Source organism: Rhodococcus sp. 14C212 (assembly GCF_011058195.1).
Lineage (GTDB): Bacteria > Actinomycetota > Actinomycetes > Mycobacteriales > Mycobacteriaceae > Rhodococcus > Rhodococcus aetherivorans.
The window spans coordinates 20,664-34,498 of the sequence record NZ_JAALEH010000060.1; the positions used below are offsets into that span (position 1 = coordinate 20,664).

Consider the following 13,835-nt stretch of genomic DNA (forward strand, 5'->3'; position numbering starts at 1 on the left):
GTGGGCTACTTCCCCTTCGGCTTGTCGGAAGACGCCTCGGACGAGAGCGCGGCCACGAACGCCTCCTGCGGGACGTCCACCCGGCCGATCGTCTTCATCCGCTTCTTGCCCTCCTTCTGCTTCTCGAGCAGCTTGCGCTTGCGGCTGATGTCGCCGCCGTAGCACTTGGCGAGCACGTCCTTGCGGATCGCGCGGATGTTCTCCCGGGCGATGATCTTCGACCCGATCGCCGCCTGCACCGGGACCTCGAACTGCTGCCGCGGGATGAGCTCCTTGAGTTTGGTGGTCATCTTGTTGCCGTACGCGGCCGCCGCGTCCTTGTGCACGATCGCGCTGAACGCGTCGACGGCCTCGCCCTGCAGCAGGATGTCCACCTTCACCAGCGCGGCTTCCTGCTCGCCGGCCTCCTCGTAGTCGAGGCTGGCGTAGCCGCGGGTGCGGGACTTCAGCGAGTCGAAGAAGTCGAAGATGATCTCGGCCATCGGCAGGGTGTAGCGCAGCTCGACGCGGGTCTCGGACAGGTAGTCCATGCCGCCGAGTTCGCCGCGCCGCGACTGGCACAGCTCCATGATCGAACCGATGAACTCGCTCGGGGAGATGATCGTGCACTTGACGATCGGCTCGTAGATTTCGCGGGCCTTGCCCTCGGGCCAGTCCGACGGGTTGGTGACGACGTGCTCCTGCCCGCCCTCGAGCACCACGCGGTAGACCACGTTGGGGGCGGTGGAGATCAGGTCGAGGCCGAACTCGCGCTCGAGCCGCTCCCGGGTGATCTCCATGTGCAGCAGGCCGAGGAAGCCGCACCGGAACCCGAAGCCCAGGGCCACCGACGTCTCGGGTTCGTAGGTGAGCGCGGCGTCGTTGAGCTGCAGCTTGTCGAGGGCGTCGCGCAGGACGGGGTAGTCCGACCCGTCCACCGGGTACAGGCCGGAGTAGACCATCGGGCGGGGCTCGCGGTAGCCGGTGAGCGGCTCGGCGGCGCCGCCGCGGGCAGAGGTGACGGTGTCGCCGACCTTCGACTGACGCACGTCCTTCACGCCGGTGATGAGATAGCCGACCTCGCCGACGCCGAGACCGGCGGTGGCCTTCGGCTCGGGCGAGACGATGCCCACCTCGAGCAGCTCGTGGGTGGCGCCGGTGGACATCATCTTGATCTTCTCGCGGGGCACGATCTTCCCGTCGACCACCCGCACGTACGTGACGACGCCGCGGTAGGTGTCGTACACCGAGTCGAAGATCATCGCGCGGGCCGGCGCGTCGGGGTCGCCGACCGGCGGCGGCACCTGCCGGATCACCTCGTCGAGCAGTTCCGGCACGCCCACGCCCGTCTTGCCCGACACGCGCAGCACGTCCTCGGGCTCGCAGCCGACGATATGGGCGAGCTCGGCGGCGTAGCGGTCCGGGTCGGCCGCGGGGAGATCGATCTTGTTCAGGACCGGGATGACCGTCAGGTCCTTGTCGAGAGCGAGGTAGAGGTTCGCGAGGGTCTGCGCCTCGATGCCCTGGGCGGCGTCGACGAGGAGCACCGCGCCCTCGCATGCCTCGAGCGCACGGGAGACCTCGTACGTGAAGTCCACGTGCCCGGGCGTGTCGATGAGGTGCATCACGTAGTCCTCGCCGTCGACCTGCCACGGCAGCCGCACGTTCTGGGCCTTGATGGTGATCCCACGCTCGCGCTCGATGTCCATCCGGTCGAGGTACTGGGCCCGCATCTGGCGCTCCTCGACCACCCCGGTGAGCTGCAGCATGCGGTCCGCGAGCGTCGACTTGCCGTGGTCGATGTGCGCGATGATGCAGAAGTTCCGGATCTTCGCGGGGTCCGTGAACGTGGTGTCGGCGAAGGTGCTGATGTCGGGCTCCTGACTCGGACGGGCAGCGGCCCTGGCAGGGCCGCGGTCACCCCTGCAGAATATCCAAGTCGCGCCGGGTCCGGTCCCGCGGCCGCACCTGTGCGGCGCCGGACGCCGCTAAGCTCGCCGACGTGGCTGGCACATGGAAGAAACTGGGCAGGCAACTGGGACGATTCGCGGTCGAGCAGGGACCGCGGTTGCTCGAGCAGGTGCAGCGCTCCGGCGCCCTCGACCGGGCCCGGACCGCGCTCGGCTCCGGTGCAGCCGAAACCGCCCGGCCGGCCCCGAAGCCCGGCCGCCCGGTGACCTCCCGCACCGCTCCCACCGCGCAGCGCGCCCGGCGGATCGCCTACGCCCCCGATCTCGACGGCCGCGCGGACCCCGGCGAGATCGTGTGGACGTGGGTGGCCTACGAGGAGGACGCGATCCAGGGCAAGGACCGGCCCGTGCTCGTCGTCGGACGCAACGGTGGCACCCTGCTCGGCCTGATGCTGTCGTCGAACAACGACCGGGACGGTCACCGCGACTGGATGGCGCTGGGCACCGGCAGCTGGGACGCGGGCAACCGGCCGAGCTGGGTCCGCTTGGACCGCGTGCTGGACGTGCCCGAGGAAGGCATCCGGCGCGAAGGCGCGGTGCTCGACCGGGCCCGGTTCGAGCAGGTCGCCGCGCGCCTTCGCGCCGAGTACGGCTGGCGGTAGCCGGCCGTTGCGTTACCGCCGGCGGCAGCCGGCCGTCGCGTTACCGCCGGCGGCAGCCGGCCGTTGCGTTACCGCCGACGGCAGCCGGCCCTCGCACTACCGCCGGCGGGCACCCGCCACCGGCGCCGCGGACGGCCGCAATCCGGCGAACCGCCCGAACAGCGACCGGTAGACCAGCGCCCCGAGGGCGCCGCCGATCAGCGGGAACAGGATGAACAGCCAAAGCTGTCCGAGCGCGCCGTCCTGGTACGGCGCGACCGCGATGCTCCGTGCCGGATTGACCGAGGTGTTGTCGATCGAGATCGAGACCAGGTGGATCACCGCCAGGGTGAATCCGATCGACACCCCGGCCAGCAGGACGTCCGAGGCCTGGTCCGTCGCGGCGAGCACCACGAACACCAGCAGCGCGGTCAGCAGCACCTCGACGATCATGGTCGCCCCGATCCCGTAACCCTCGATGAGCACCCCGCCGAGCGGGCCCTCCACCGCCGAGGGGCTGTGCGGGCCCCAGCCGTTGGCGCCGAGCCCCTGCACGGCCCGGTCGTAGGTGGGCAGCGACTGCGCCACCGAGTAGATCGTCACGCCCGCGACGAGGCCGCCGAGGACCTGGGCCACGAGGTAGAACACCGCCCGTTTGGGGGTGACCTGGCCGATCGCGAGCTGGCCGACCGTCACCGCCGGGTTCACGTGGCATCCGGAGATCGGCCCGATGGCGTAGACGAGGAACAGCAGGGTCAGCCCGAACGCCAGCGCGACGCCGAGATTGCCGACCTTGTCCCCGGCGAACACCGCCGTGCCGACCGCGGAGAAGACCAGCACGAACGTGCCGATCGCCTCCGCGGCGTACTTCTTGGCGTCCGAGAATTCGTCCTTCTCCACGGCCTCGAGCGCGGTCTCGTGCTCGGCGGCTCCGGGTGCCCGGTCCGTCGCCCGGCCCTCGTGGCCGGTCTCGCGTTCGTTCGTCATGCGCCCACCTCGCGTCGTGCGGTCCCGCAGGACCGGATCCGATGTGTCGAACTTCGGCACTGGCGAGCACCGCGGGTCGAAGACGGGCTCACAGGCCGCACAGCACTACCGCAACAAGACACCGCGGACACTACGCAAGCCGGGTGACCTCCACAACAACGTCGAGTGCCGTCGAACCGCCGCCGGAGTAGATGCCCTTCAGCGGCGGCACGTCCGCGTAATCCCGGCCGGTACCGACGGACACGTGCTGTTCACCGACGACCGTGGCGTTGGTCGGGTCGTAACCCCACCACGAACCGGTCCAGGCCTCGACCCATGCGTGCGACTCCCCCGCGACCGTCGCCCCGACGGGGGCAGCGGCCGTCGGATGCAGGTATCCGGACACGTACCGGCTGGGAATTCCCATGCCGCGCAACAGGAGAAGCGTCAGGTGCGCATAGTCCTGGCAGACCCCCTCGCGTTCGTCGAAGGCCTGCACGGCCGAGGTGTGCACCCCCGTCGTACCCGGGACGTAGGACATCTCGTCGTGCACCCACTGCGCCGCGGCCAGCACCGCGGCCACCGGATCGGCGCCCTTGGCGATCTGCCGGGCGATCCTGGCGAGACCGCGATCGGCCGGCACGTACCGCGACGGCAACAGCACCTCGTCGTAGCGGTCCCGGTTCTCCTCGCTGCGCAGTTCGTCCCATCCGAGCGCCTCGTCGGGCACCGCGGTCTCCTCGGTCTCCACCACCGACAGCCCGGTCACCTCCAGCGAGGTGTGCGGCGCGTGCAGGTCGAACGCGGTCACCGCCGTGCCCCAGTAGTCGACGTACCGGTACGACCGTGTCGCCGGGGTGGTCTCGACCCGGTTGAGCACGACGGTCTGCCGGCTGTCCGCGCGGGGCGTGAGCCGCACCTCGTTGTACGACGAGGTGACCGGCGCGTCGTACGCGTACCCCGTCTTGTGGACCACTCGCATCCGCCAGGTCACAACTCACCCTCCACGATCGTCTCCCCCTGTGCCGCGCCGGCATCGGTCCAGGCCACCCACGGCGCTGCATGGAAGTACTGCAGCGCGATCGCCTCGCCGACCTGCCGGCACATCTCCTGCAGCGACTGCAGGCGCGTCTGCAGATCCTCGAGCAGCCGTCCGGGGGCGAGGAACTCGAGTTCGCTGCGGGCACGGCCGAGCAGGCGTTGCGCCTCGTCCCGGGCACCGACCCGGCTGTGCGGATGCCGGTCGAGCGCACCGAGGCACCGCTCGGCCTCGCTGATGGCGAAGAACACCGACCGCGGGAACAGCCGGTCCAGCAGCATGAATTCGAGCACCAGGCTCGCGTCGAGGGCACCGCGGTAGGTACGCAGGTAGGTGTCGTGACCACCGACCGACCGCAGGACCGTCGCCCACGTCGGCGAACCCGGGCGGTCGCCCGCACGGGAGAGCAGCAGCCGCACCACCATGTCGACGCGTTCGATGGACCGGCCCAGCAGCAGGAAGCGATAGCCGTCGTCGCGGCTGAGCGTCGAGTCGGCCAGGCCCGCGAACATCGCCGCGCGCTCCTCGACGTACCGGAAGAACTCGTGCGGTCCGAGCCGCTGGGCGGCCCGCTTGCGCTCGGCGAGACCGTTGTAGGTGGCGTTCAGGCACTCCCACATCTCGCTGGAGGTGACCTCGCGGGCGCCGCGCGCGTTCTCGCGCGCGTGCGCGACGGAATCGACGATCGATCCCTGCCCCTTCCGATCGAACGCGATCAGGTCGACCACGGTGGACACGTCCAGCACGCCCGGCGGCTCGGCAAATCCGAGTACCCGCAGCAGCTGCCGGCAGGTACGGTCGGGGTCGACCGTGGAGTCCTCGAGCAGCTGGTGCACCGCGACGTCCATGATGCGGGCGGTGTCGTCGGCGCGTTCGACGTAGCGGCCGATCCAGAACAGGGACTCGGCATTGCGGGCCAGCATCAGCGAACACCCCCGAGCCCGCTCTGCTGCTGCTGCTGCTGCTGTTGCTGCTGTTGCTGCTGTTGCTGCTGTTGTTGCGGGCCGCCGATGTCGGGTCCGTGCTCGACCTGCGCACCGTGCGCCGGCCGGTCGACCACCTGGGTGCCGCCGAGTTCTCGCTCCTCCCCGGAACTGCGCGCGGCGAGCACCCACGTGTCCTTGCTGCCGCCGCCCTGACTCGAGTTCACCACGAGCGACCCTTCGGGCAGCGCGACGCGCGTGAGACCGCCGGGCAGCACCCACACCTCCTCCCCGTCGTTGACGGCGAAGGGCCGCAGATCCACGTGTCGCGGCGCGAGCCGGTCCCCCACCCGGGTGGGAACGGTGGACAACTGCACGACGGGCTGGGCGATCCAGCTGCGCGGGTCGTTGCGGATCTTGCGGGACATGGTCTTCAGCTCGGCGGGCGAGGCGTCGGGACCGAAGACGATGCCGTACCCGCCGGAGCCTTCCACCGGCTTGATCACGAGTTCGTCGAGACGGTCGAGCACCTCCTCGCATTCGTCGTCCAGCCAGCAGCGCAGCGTGTCGACGTTCGGGAGCAGCGGCTTCTCGCCGAGGTAGTAGTCGATGATCTCGGGGACGTAGGTGTAGACGAGCTTGTCGTCGCCGACACCGTTGCCGACGGCGCTCGAGATCACGACATTGCCGGCGCGGGCGGCGTTGAGGATGCCGGCGACGCCGAGCACGGAGTCGGGACGGAACTGCATCGGGTCGAGGAAGGCGTCGTCGATCCGGCGGTAGATCACGTCGACCTGCCGTTCGCCTTCGGTGGTGCGCATGTAGACCGCATTGTCACGACAGAACAGGTCCCGGCCCTCGACGAGTTCGACACCCATCTGGCGAGCCAGCAGGGAGTGCTCGAAGTACGCGGAGTTGGCCACGCCGGGGGTCAGCACCACCACCGTCGGGTCGGCGGCGTTGAGCGCGGCAGCCGCCCGCAGCGCCCGCAGCAGGTGCGAGGCGTAGTCGCCGACGGGACGCACCCGGTGCTCGCGGAACAGGTCCGGGGCGATCCGGGCCATCACCCGCCGGTTCTCCATGACGTACGACACCCCGGACGGCGAGCGCAGATTGTCCTCGAGGACCCGGAACGTGCCGTTCTCGTCGCGGACCAGGTCGATGCCCGCGACGTGGATCCGGACGCCGTTGGGCGGGACGATACCGACGGCCTCGCGGTGGAAGTGCTCGCACGACGTCACCAGCCGTTTGGGGATGACGCGGTCGCGGAGGATGTGCTGCTCGCGGTAGACGTCGTCGAGGAACATCTCGAGCGCCTTCACCCGCTGGGTGATGCCCCGTTCGAGGCGGGCCCACTCCGCCGCCGCGATGACCCGGGGCATCAGGTCGAGCGGGAAGGGCCGCTCCTGTCCGGACAGGGAGAAGGTGACGCCCTGGTCGGTGAAGGCGCGGCCGAGGGCCTCGGTGCGGGCGGCGAGCTCGTCGGCGCCGGTGGAGACGAACCGTTGGTGCAGCCGACGGTAGGGGGCTCGCACCCCACCGGCGTCGTCGAACATCTCGTCGAACGCGAGCGTATAGCCGGGCACGTCGCGGTAGCCGTCGAACACCCCGTCGGAGCGCCTGCGCGAGCGGGAGCGGTCGGGGGGTCGGGCGACGGTCGTTCGGCTGCTCATGCCCGGAATCCTGCTACAGGATGCCGGGGCGTGCAGTGCCGGAAACCCGCTTGTCACCTGCCCGTCACCACCGGCGGCTCCGGTGCCCGGTTTGGGGTTTGCGACGGGCCGCTGGTATCGTCGTCTGTCGGTGCCGTAGTGCGCCCAGAGCTTTCCGACCAACTACCAGCAAGACGACAGGATTTTACGCGTGGCCAACATCAAGTCCCAGGTGAAGCGGATCCGCACCAACGAGCGCAACCGACTCCGCAACCAGTCGGTCAAGTCCTCGCTGCGCACGGCGATCCGTTCCTTCCGCGAGGCCGCGGCCGCCGGTGACAAGGACAAGGCCACCGAGCTCCTCGTCTCCACCAGCCGCAAGCTCGACAAGGCTGCCAGCAAGGGCGTGATCCACGCCAACCAGGCCGCCAACAAGAAGTCCGCTCTGGCCAAGGTCGCCAACGGACTCTGAGGTAGAACGCAAGCTCTGCTCCCGAAGCCGCCCCGTCCCTCGGACCGGGCGGCTTCCGGCGTCTAGTGAGTCCGGCCGGCCAGCCCCGCGACGCGGCGCACGGCGCGCTCCACCGCGTAGTCGGCATCCGCGGCCGCGCCCTTGACGTCGGCATTGAGGTCGGCCACGATCTGTAGCGCCGCCCCGATCGATCCCGGGTCCCACGCGCGTGCCTGAGCCTGCGCCTTCTTCACCTTCCACGGGGGCATCCCGAGCTCGGATGCCATCTTGAACGGGTCCCCGCGCCCGGCCGAGCCGACCCGCGCGATCGTGTGGACAGCATCCGCGAGGGCGTCGGCGAGCAGGACGTGCGCGACACCCCGATGCGTCGCCCACCGCAACGATTCCAGCGCCCCCGGCTCGTCGCCCGCGACGGCCTTCTCGGCCACCTCGAACCCGGTGACCTCGGCCTTGCCGGAGTAGTAGCGCTGCACGGCTGCGGCATCGATCTTGCCGCCCGTGTCGGCGACCAGCTGGCTGCACGCCGCTGCCAGCTCCCGTAGGTCGGAGCCCACGGCGTCGATCACCGCCTGCACGACCTCCGGCGCGACCCGCACACCCGCCGCGCGAAACTCCGCACGCACGAAGTCCACCCGCTCGGCCGCCTTGGTGATCCTGGCGCACTCGTGGGTCTCGGCGCCGCACTTCTGCAGGGCGCCCACCATGGCCTTCGCGCGGCCGGCGCCGCTGTGCAGGACGACCAGGGAGACCCCCTCGGCCGGTTCGGTCGCCGCGTCGAGGATCAGCGCGACGGCGTCCTTGCCGGCCTCCGCGGCGGATTCGAGGACGACCACCCGGTCCTCGGCGAACAGCGACGGGCTGAGCAGCTCGGCGAGTTCGGCCGCGCCCGCGTCCCCGGCGCGCAGCCGCGAGACGGGCAGCTCGGACCCCGCACCCGTCCGCCCCCGGACGTCACCGACGATCCGCGCGACGGCACGTTCGACGAGAAGGTCTTCGTCACCGAGCACGAGATGCAGCTGCGGGTTGTTCACGGATCGATCGTGCCACGACGCCCGGACATCACCGCCGGTGCCCCGGGCCGGCGTCCACGCCGCAGTCGCGGCAGGCACCGAGCGGCGACGAGCCCGCCCACGACGGCGACTGCTCCGCCCACACCACCCGGCACGGGCACCTCGGCGAGGGGCAGGTGGGCCGCGCGGTCCGCCACCTCGAGGATCCACCACAGCATGGGCGCGGTCCCGCGGGCGAGCAGCTCCGCCGCCGTCGGCGACGCCGTGGAGACCACCGCGACGATGGTGCCGAGCACGGTCAACGGCGGAAGTACCGGCGCGACGAGGACGTTGGCCGCGACCGCCACGACGCTGACGGTGCCGGACAGTGCGGCGACGATCGGGGCGGTCACGACGAACGCGGCCGCCGAGACGGCGCACACCTCCGCCGCCGAGCGGGGCCAGCCGCGGGCCCGCAGCCGGGTCACCCAGGCCGGTGCCACCAGCACCAGCCCGGCGGTGGCCGCGACCGACAGGGCGAACCCGACGTCCGTCGCGAGTTCCGGTGCGGCGACGAGCAGGGCACCCACCGCGCCCGCGAGGGCCGGCAGTCCGTGCCGCCGCCGGCCCGTCACCAGAGCGAGCAACCCGATCGCTCCCATCGCGGCGGCGCGCAGCACGCTCGGCGACGGGCGTACGACCACGACGAACGCCACCAGGGCGACCGCCGCGAGCGCGGTGCCCGTGCGGGGGCCGAAGCCGAGGCCCCGCACGGCGAGGAGCACCGCGCCGAGGACGATGCTGACGTTGGCACCGGATACCGCGGTCAGGTGGGTCAGTCCCGCCACCCGGAAGCTCTCCCGGACGTCGTCGGACAGCCGTGAGGTGTCGCCGACGACGAGGCCCGGCAGAAGCCCGGCCGCAGCGGGCGGGAGCACCGCTCCGGACGCCGAGGCGAGCCGCTCGCGGATCCGTCCCGCCCACTGCTGCACCCGCGAGGGCGCCTGCACCGACCGGGGCGGGCTGTCGACACGGACCACGGCCACCGTCAGATCCGCGCCGTCCGGTTCGGCGAGCCGTCCGCGCAGGGTGATCCGCTGGCCCGGCAGCAGCTCAGCCCACTCGTCGACAGGGGCGAACACCACGACGGCGCCGCCGCCCGAGTACCGGTCGGACCCCAGCTCGGCGCGCCGCAACGTCGCCGGAACCAGCACCTGGTCCCCGCCGAAAGCACTGTCTCCCAATCTTTTCGGATCCTCCGTCGGTTCGACTACGAGGGTGGCCCAGCCGGCGCGTGCGGCCGCGGCGGCGAGCGGATGCGTCTCGGCCGCCCACACCCGCAGTGCGACCGCCGCAGAGAATCCGGCAGCGACGACGAGAGCGGCGAGCAGCGGCCGGGCCGCCGCACGAAGCCGTCGTCGCCGTGCCACGACGACCGTGGCCGCCGCGCACAGGGCGGCCGTCGCCGCGATCCCGAGCGAGACCCGCCAGCCGGCGTGCAACCCGAGCGCGGTTGCGGCCCACGCCGCGACCGCGCCCGGCACCAGTCGCGCGTCGTCGCGGTCGGACGCGGTCACACCACGACCAGCGTCCGCAGGCGCGCCAGCCGAGCGGGACCGATCCCGTCGACCTCGGCGAGCTGTTCGACGTCGGTGAACGGCCCGTTGTCCCGGCGCCACGTCACAATCGCGGCCGCGGTGACGGGACCGACACCGGGCAGCGCATCGAGGGTCGCCTCGTCGGCGGTGTTGAGGTTCACCAGCCCCGCCCCGGGGGGTGCGCCGGGCCCCCCGACCCCACCCTCGCCACCGGAGCCGGACACCCCGCTCGCCGGCGGAACCGGCGGCGACGCGCCGACCACGACCTGGTCTCCGTCCGCGAGCCGCTGCGCCAGATTCAGGTTGGTCAGGTCCGCACCGTCGAGGGTGCCGCCCGCGGCGGTGAGAGCGTCGGCGACCCGCGCGCCGGGCGCGACCCGCACCAGACCGGGCTTGCCCACCAGGCCCACCACACTGACCACCACCTCGTCCGGCGCCGCGTCCTGCCGGGACGCCACGGGGTCGGCCGCCGGTGCCGCAACCTCCACCGCCGGCAGCGGCGGTACCGGCTCCGCGACGGGACGATCGCCCCAGACCACGACGAGGGTGGCGAGCACCGCCACGACACCGACTGCCGCGAGGGCCCCGGTCCCACCCCGGCCGGTCTGCCAGCGCGCCGCGCGCAACCGCTCGAGCGGACCCGGCGGCTCGACGGTTCCGGCCGCGTCGTACCACGGGTGCGGGACGTCGTCCGCCTCGTGCGGGATCGTCGGCGCCGCCGATGCCCGATCGCCGCCGGACCGGGCGATCGCGTCGAGCCGGCTGCGCACGAGATCGTGCTCGTCGCTGCTGCCCATGGCGCGACGCTAACCGGATCCGGCCGCCGTCCACGCGACCGCCGAAGCGATCCGGCGAATCTGTGGATGAATCGTCCGCCTGTGGACAACCTCTACGCGCGAGAGACGACCACCCCGACGGCACCGGGACCGACGTGTGCGCCGAGAACCGCGTCGAGTTCGGACACCGACAGCGCGGTGCCGGCGGGCAACCGCTCGGCGAGCTGTGCGGCGAGTTGCTCGGCGCGTTCGGGGGCCTCGCGGTGGTGGACGGCTACCGCTGTCACCGGGTCCGCGGTGTCGACGACGCCGTCGACCAGCTTCGCCATCGCCCTGGTCATGGTGCGGGTCTTCTCCCGCAGCACCAACCGGCCGTCGACGAGGTGCAGCACCGGCTTCATCGCCAGAGCGGTGCCCAGCAGGGCCGTGGCGGTGCCGATGCGGCCACCGCGGCGCAGATGGTCGAGCCGGTCGACCACCAGCAGGGTCCGGCTGCGGGCGGCGACCTCCACAGCCCGTTCGTACACGGCCCGCGCGCTCGCACCGGACCGGGCCAGCTCCGCCCCCGCCAGGGCGGCGAATCCCAATCCCATTGCGGTGGTGCGACTGTCGACCAACTGAACCCGGTCGCCGAGGGCGTCGGCGGCGTAGCGGGCGGCCGACCAGGTACCCGACAGCTCACGGGACAGGTGCACGGCGACCACGCCGTCACCGCCGCTGTCCGACAGCGCCTCGGCGTACGCCTCCGTCAGTTCGGCCGGGGAGGGACCGGAGGTGGTGACGCCGGACAGGTCCGCGGGCAGATCGTCCACGCCCTCGCGCAGTTCGACACCGTCGGCGATCACGTGCAGCGGCACGACACGGATGCCGTACCGCTCCACCACTTCCGGGTCGAGACAGCACGACGAGTCGGTCACCACAACTACAGACACGCCGCCTACCGTATGTCCTCCGCGGCGGCGCGCGCATCCCGGCGCACCATCCGTACCGCCTCGAGAACCGCGGCGGCCACTTCGCTGTGCCCGTTCCAACCCCAGTGAATGCCGTCCGGGTTCGCCTCGCCGGAGTGGATGTCCGCGTGCACGGCCTCGCCGAGATCGACCAGAGGAACCGACTTTTCGCACGCCCACCGGTTGATCGCCCGGGCCGCGGCGGGACGGCCGCGGTGCACCGCGCGATACTGCTCGCTGCGATGCACCGACGGCAGCGTGCCGATCACGGGCAGGTCCGGCCGCATGTACGCCAGCGACTCGCGGATGGTTTCGAGGTAGTCCACGCTGACCCGGGGCGGCAAGGCCACCGGCCAGCCGAGGGGCGACAGCCGGGGCTGCAGCCATCCGTAGGTCTCCCGCACGACGCGGCGCAGGCGCGGCGGCCGCACGTAGCGCAGGGTCTCCCGCAGCGCCGTCGGCAGGGGGGACGGCAGGGTGTCCATGCCGCCCACGGCCAGCACGACGGCACCGGCCCGTGGGATCGTCGCCCACACGCGTGGATCCTGCGTCATCGCCCACCATGCGTCGCGGGTCGTCCACCCGATCCGCGCGACGAGTTCGACGTCCCAGTCGAGTTCCCGCGCCACGATGTTCGGCCAGATCCCCGGATGGTCCGCCGGCAGTCCGCCCTTCGGGCCGTAGTAGCTGAGCGAGTCACCGATCACGAGCAGCGTCGGCCGCTGCGGGCCGGCCACCGGCCGTGGCTCAGAGGACGTCATCGGCCGCCACTGTCGCCGTCGCGTTCCACACGTCGAGCCGCCACGCGGGCTGGTCCCCGTATCCGCTGAGCTGGACCCAGCCGGTGTTGCCGAGCCCGCCGAGGACCGGCCACCGGTCGACCGGGAGATCGAGCAGCGCGGCGGTCAGTGCCGCGATCAGTCCGCCGTGCGCGACGACGATGATCGGCCGCTGCACCCACTGCTCGTGTTTGTCGAGCAGTTCCTGGATCACCGGGGCGCTGCGCCGGGCCACGTCGACCCGGCTCTCCCCCTCGGGGGGTGCCCAGGTGGCGTCGGCCCGCCACGCTGCCCGCGCCCCCGGGGACACCGAGTCCACGTCGTGATGGGTCAGGCCCTGCCACCGGCCGAGGTGGGTCTCACGCAGCCGCGGATCGATCTCCACCGGCAGACCGGCCTGGTCACCGAGTTCGACGGCGGTGTCGTAGGCGCGCCGCAGATCGGAGGAGACGATCGCCACGGGCCGGTGCTCGACGAGGATCCGGGCGGCGGCCACGGCCTGACGCCGCCCCAGCTCGGACAGCTCGGTATCGAGCTGCCCCTGCATCCGGCTCGTGGCGTTGTACTCGGTCTGCCCGTGGCGCACCAGGATCAGTCGCCGGACCGGTACCCGATGGGTCACCGGTCGCCCGGCGTGTCGTCCGCGGTGGGCGTGGTGTCATCGTCGGCCGGCGCGGGGGCGCCGGTGTCGGCGGCCGGCGCGGGGGCGCCGGTGTCGTCGGCCGGCGCGGGGGCGCCGGTGTCGTCGGCCGGCGCGGGGGCGCCGATGCCGTCGACGGTGATCACCGGGCAGTCCTTCCACAGCCGGTCGAGGGCGTAGAAGTTGCGTTCGTCGTCGTGCTGGATGTGTACCACCACGTCGACGTAGTCCAGCAGCGTCCAGCGACCCTCGCGGGTGCCCTCGCGCCGCACGGGCTTGTGCCCAGCCAGCCGCAGCTTCTCCTCGACGTTGTCGACGATGGCGTTGACCTGACGCTCGTTGGCCGCGGAGGCGATCACGAAGCAGTCGGTGATGACCAGTTGCTCGGACACGTCCAGCACCACGACATCGGTGGCCAGTTTCTCGTCGGCCGCGCGGGCCGCGATGCGTGCCATCTCGATGGCTTCTGCAGTTGCCGTCACTGCGTGGTCTTCCTCTCGGGGTGGGGATGGGACTCGGGG

Annotated in this window: 14 protein-coding genes; 2 read left to right on the plus strand and 12 right to left on the minus strand. The window is 71.8% G+C overall.

All coding sequences use genetic code 11. The features are described from left to right. Positions 1-5: 5 nt before the first annotated feature. Positions 6-1,793, minus strand: coding sequence for a translation elongation factor 4 (lepA, locus tag G6038_RS21520; protein WP_346772880.1), 1,788 nt, complete (start codon positions 1,791-1,793; stop codon positions 6-8). A 188-nt stretch (positions 1,794-1,981) separates the two neighbouring features. Between lepA and G6038_RS21525 the strand changes: the two genes are divergently transcribed. Next, entirely contained in the window at positions 1,982-2,551 is a 570-nt protein-coding gene (locus G6038_RS21525) for a type II toxin-antitoxin system PemK/MazF family toxin (RefSeq protein WP_165039795.1), read from the plus strand. 96 nt (positions 2,552-2,647) lie between these two features. Here G6038_RS21525 and G6038_RS21530 read toward each other — a convergent pair whose 3' ends face one another. The 4 genes from G6038_RS21530 to G6038_RS21545 all read right to left on the minus strand — a co-directional run bounded on the left by G6038_RS21530 (position 2,648) and on the right by G6038_RS21545 (position 7,131). Further along, positions 2,648-3,517 carry an aquaporin gene (locus G6038_RS21530; protein ID WP_206025417.1) on the minus strand — a complete coding sequence of 290 codons (870 nt, stop codon included), beginning with the start codon at positions 3,515-3,517 and terminating at the stop codon, positions 2,648-2,650. A 130-nt stretch (positions 3,518-3,647) separates the two neighbouring features. Continuing rightward, positions 3,648-4,478, minus strand: coding sequence for a transglutaminase family protein (locus G6038_RS21535; protein WP_165039806.1), 831 nt, complete (start codon positions 4,476-4,478; stop codon positions 3,648-3,650). An 8-nt stretch (positions 4,479-4,486) separates the two neighbouring features. Further along, the gene (locus G6038_RS21540) at positions 4,487-5,458 is read right to left on the minus strand and encodes an alpha-E domain-containing protein (protein ID WP_165039796.1); all 972 of its coding nucleotides are present in this window, start codon (positions 5,456-5,458) and stop codon (positions 4,487-4,489) included. After that, complete coding sequence (locus G6038_RS21545; protein WP_206025419.1) at positions 5,458-7,131, minus strand: circularly permuted type 2 ATP-grasp protein; 1,674 nt, start codon at positions 7,129-7,131, stop codon at positions 5,458-5,460. The genes G6038_RS21540 and G6038_RS21545 overlap by 1 nt, the downstream gene beginning before the upstream one ends. Before the next feature lie 190 nt (positions 7,132-7,321). Here G6038_RS21545 and rpsT point away from each other — a divergent pair, with 190 nt between their 5' ends. Then, positions 7,322-7,582, plus strand: a complete 261-nt coding sequence (gene rpsT, locus G6038_RS21550) for a 30S ribosomal protein S20 (RefSeq protein WP_003937021.1) — start codon at positions 7,322-7,324, stop codon at positions 7,580-7,582. Between the two features lie 62 nt (positions 7,583-7,644). On the opposite strand, the gene holA is transcribed toward rpsT, so the two are convergent. The 7 genes from holA to rsfS form a co-directional block, all read right to left on the minus strand. Then, complete coding sequence (gene holA, locus G6038_RS21555; protein ID WP_165039797.1) at positions 7,645-8,613, minus strand: DNA polymerase III subunit delta; 969 nt, start codon at positions 8,611-8,613, stop codon at positions 7,645-7,647. Next, positions 8,610-10,148, minus strand: a complete 1,539-nt coding sequence (locus G6038_RS21560) for a ComEC/Rec2 family competence protein (RefSeq protein ID WP_165039798.1) — start codon at positions 10,146-10,148, stop codon at positions 8,610-8,612. The genes holA and G6038_RS21560 overlap by 4 nt, the downstream gene beginning before the upstream one ends. Beyond that, a complete protein-coding gene (locus tag G6038_RS21565; RefSeq protein WP_165039799.1) occupies positions 10,145-10,966 on the minus strand; it encodes a ComEA family DNA-binding protein in 822 nt (273 codons plus the stop codon). Before G6038_RS21565 ends, G6038_RS21560 begins: the two co-directional genes overlap by 4 nt. Positions 10,967-11,058: 92 nt before the next feature. Next, the gene (locus G6038_RS21570) at positions 11,059-11,877 is read right to left on the minus strand and encodes a DegV family protein (protein WP_165039800.1); all 819 of its coding nucleotides are present in this window, start codon (positions 11,875-11,877) and stop codon (positions 11,059-11,061) included. Positions 11,878-11,882: 5 nt separating this feature from the next. After that, positions 11,883-12,656: a diglucosylglycerate octanoyltransferase gene (gene octT / locus G6038_RS21575; protein WP_165039801.1), complete on the minus strand. Its 774-nt coding sequence runs from the start codon at positions 12,654-12,656 to the stop codon at positions 11,883-11,885. Further along, on the minus strand, positions 12,643-13,296 hold the full coding sequence (locus tag G6038_RS21580) for a histidine phosphatase family protein (protein ID WP_165039802.1): 654 nt from the start codon (positions 13,294-13,296) through the stop codon (positions 12,643-12,645). The genes octT and G6038_RS21580 overlap by 14 nt, the downstream gene beginning before the upstream one ends. Beyond that, complete coding sequence (gene rsfS / locus G6038_RS21585; RefSeq protein WP_165039803.1) at positions 13,293-13,796, minus strand: ribosome silencing factor; 504 nt, start codon at positions 13,794-13,796, stop codon at positions 13,293-13,295. Before rsfS ends, G6038_RS21580 begins: the two co-directional genes overlap by 4 nt. Positions 13,797-13,835: the final 39 nt, after the last annotated feature.

What these genes read in the sequence shown, in the direction of transcription:
- G6038_RS21530 (WP_206025417.1), bottom strand. Translation starts at nt 3,517, where the DNA reads ATGACGAACGAACGCGAGACCGGCCACGAGGGCCGGGCGACGGACCGG.
- G6038_RS21535 (WP_165039806.1), bottom strand. Translation starts at nt 4,478, where the DNA reads ATGCGAGTGGTCCACAAGACGGGGTACGCGTACGACGCGCCGGTCACC.
- G6038_RS21540 (WP_165039796.1), bottom strand. Translation starts at nt 5,458, where the DNA reads ATGCTGGCCCGCAATGCCGAGTCCCTGTTCTGGATCGGCCGCTACGTC.
- G6038_RS21545 (WP_206025419.1), bottom strand. Translation starts at nt 7,131, where the DNA reads ATGAGCAGCCGAACGACCGTCGCCCGACCCCCCGACCGCTCCCGCTCG.
- G6038_RS21565 (WP_165039799.1), bottom strand. Translation starts at nt 10,966, where the DNA reads ATGGGCAGCAGCGACGAGCACGATCTCGTGCGCAGCCGGCTCGACGCG.
- octT (WP_165039801.1), bottom strand. Translation starts at nt 12,656, where the DNA reads ATGACGTCCTCTGAGCCACGGCCGGTGGCCGGCCCGCAGCGGCCGACG.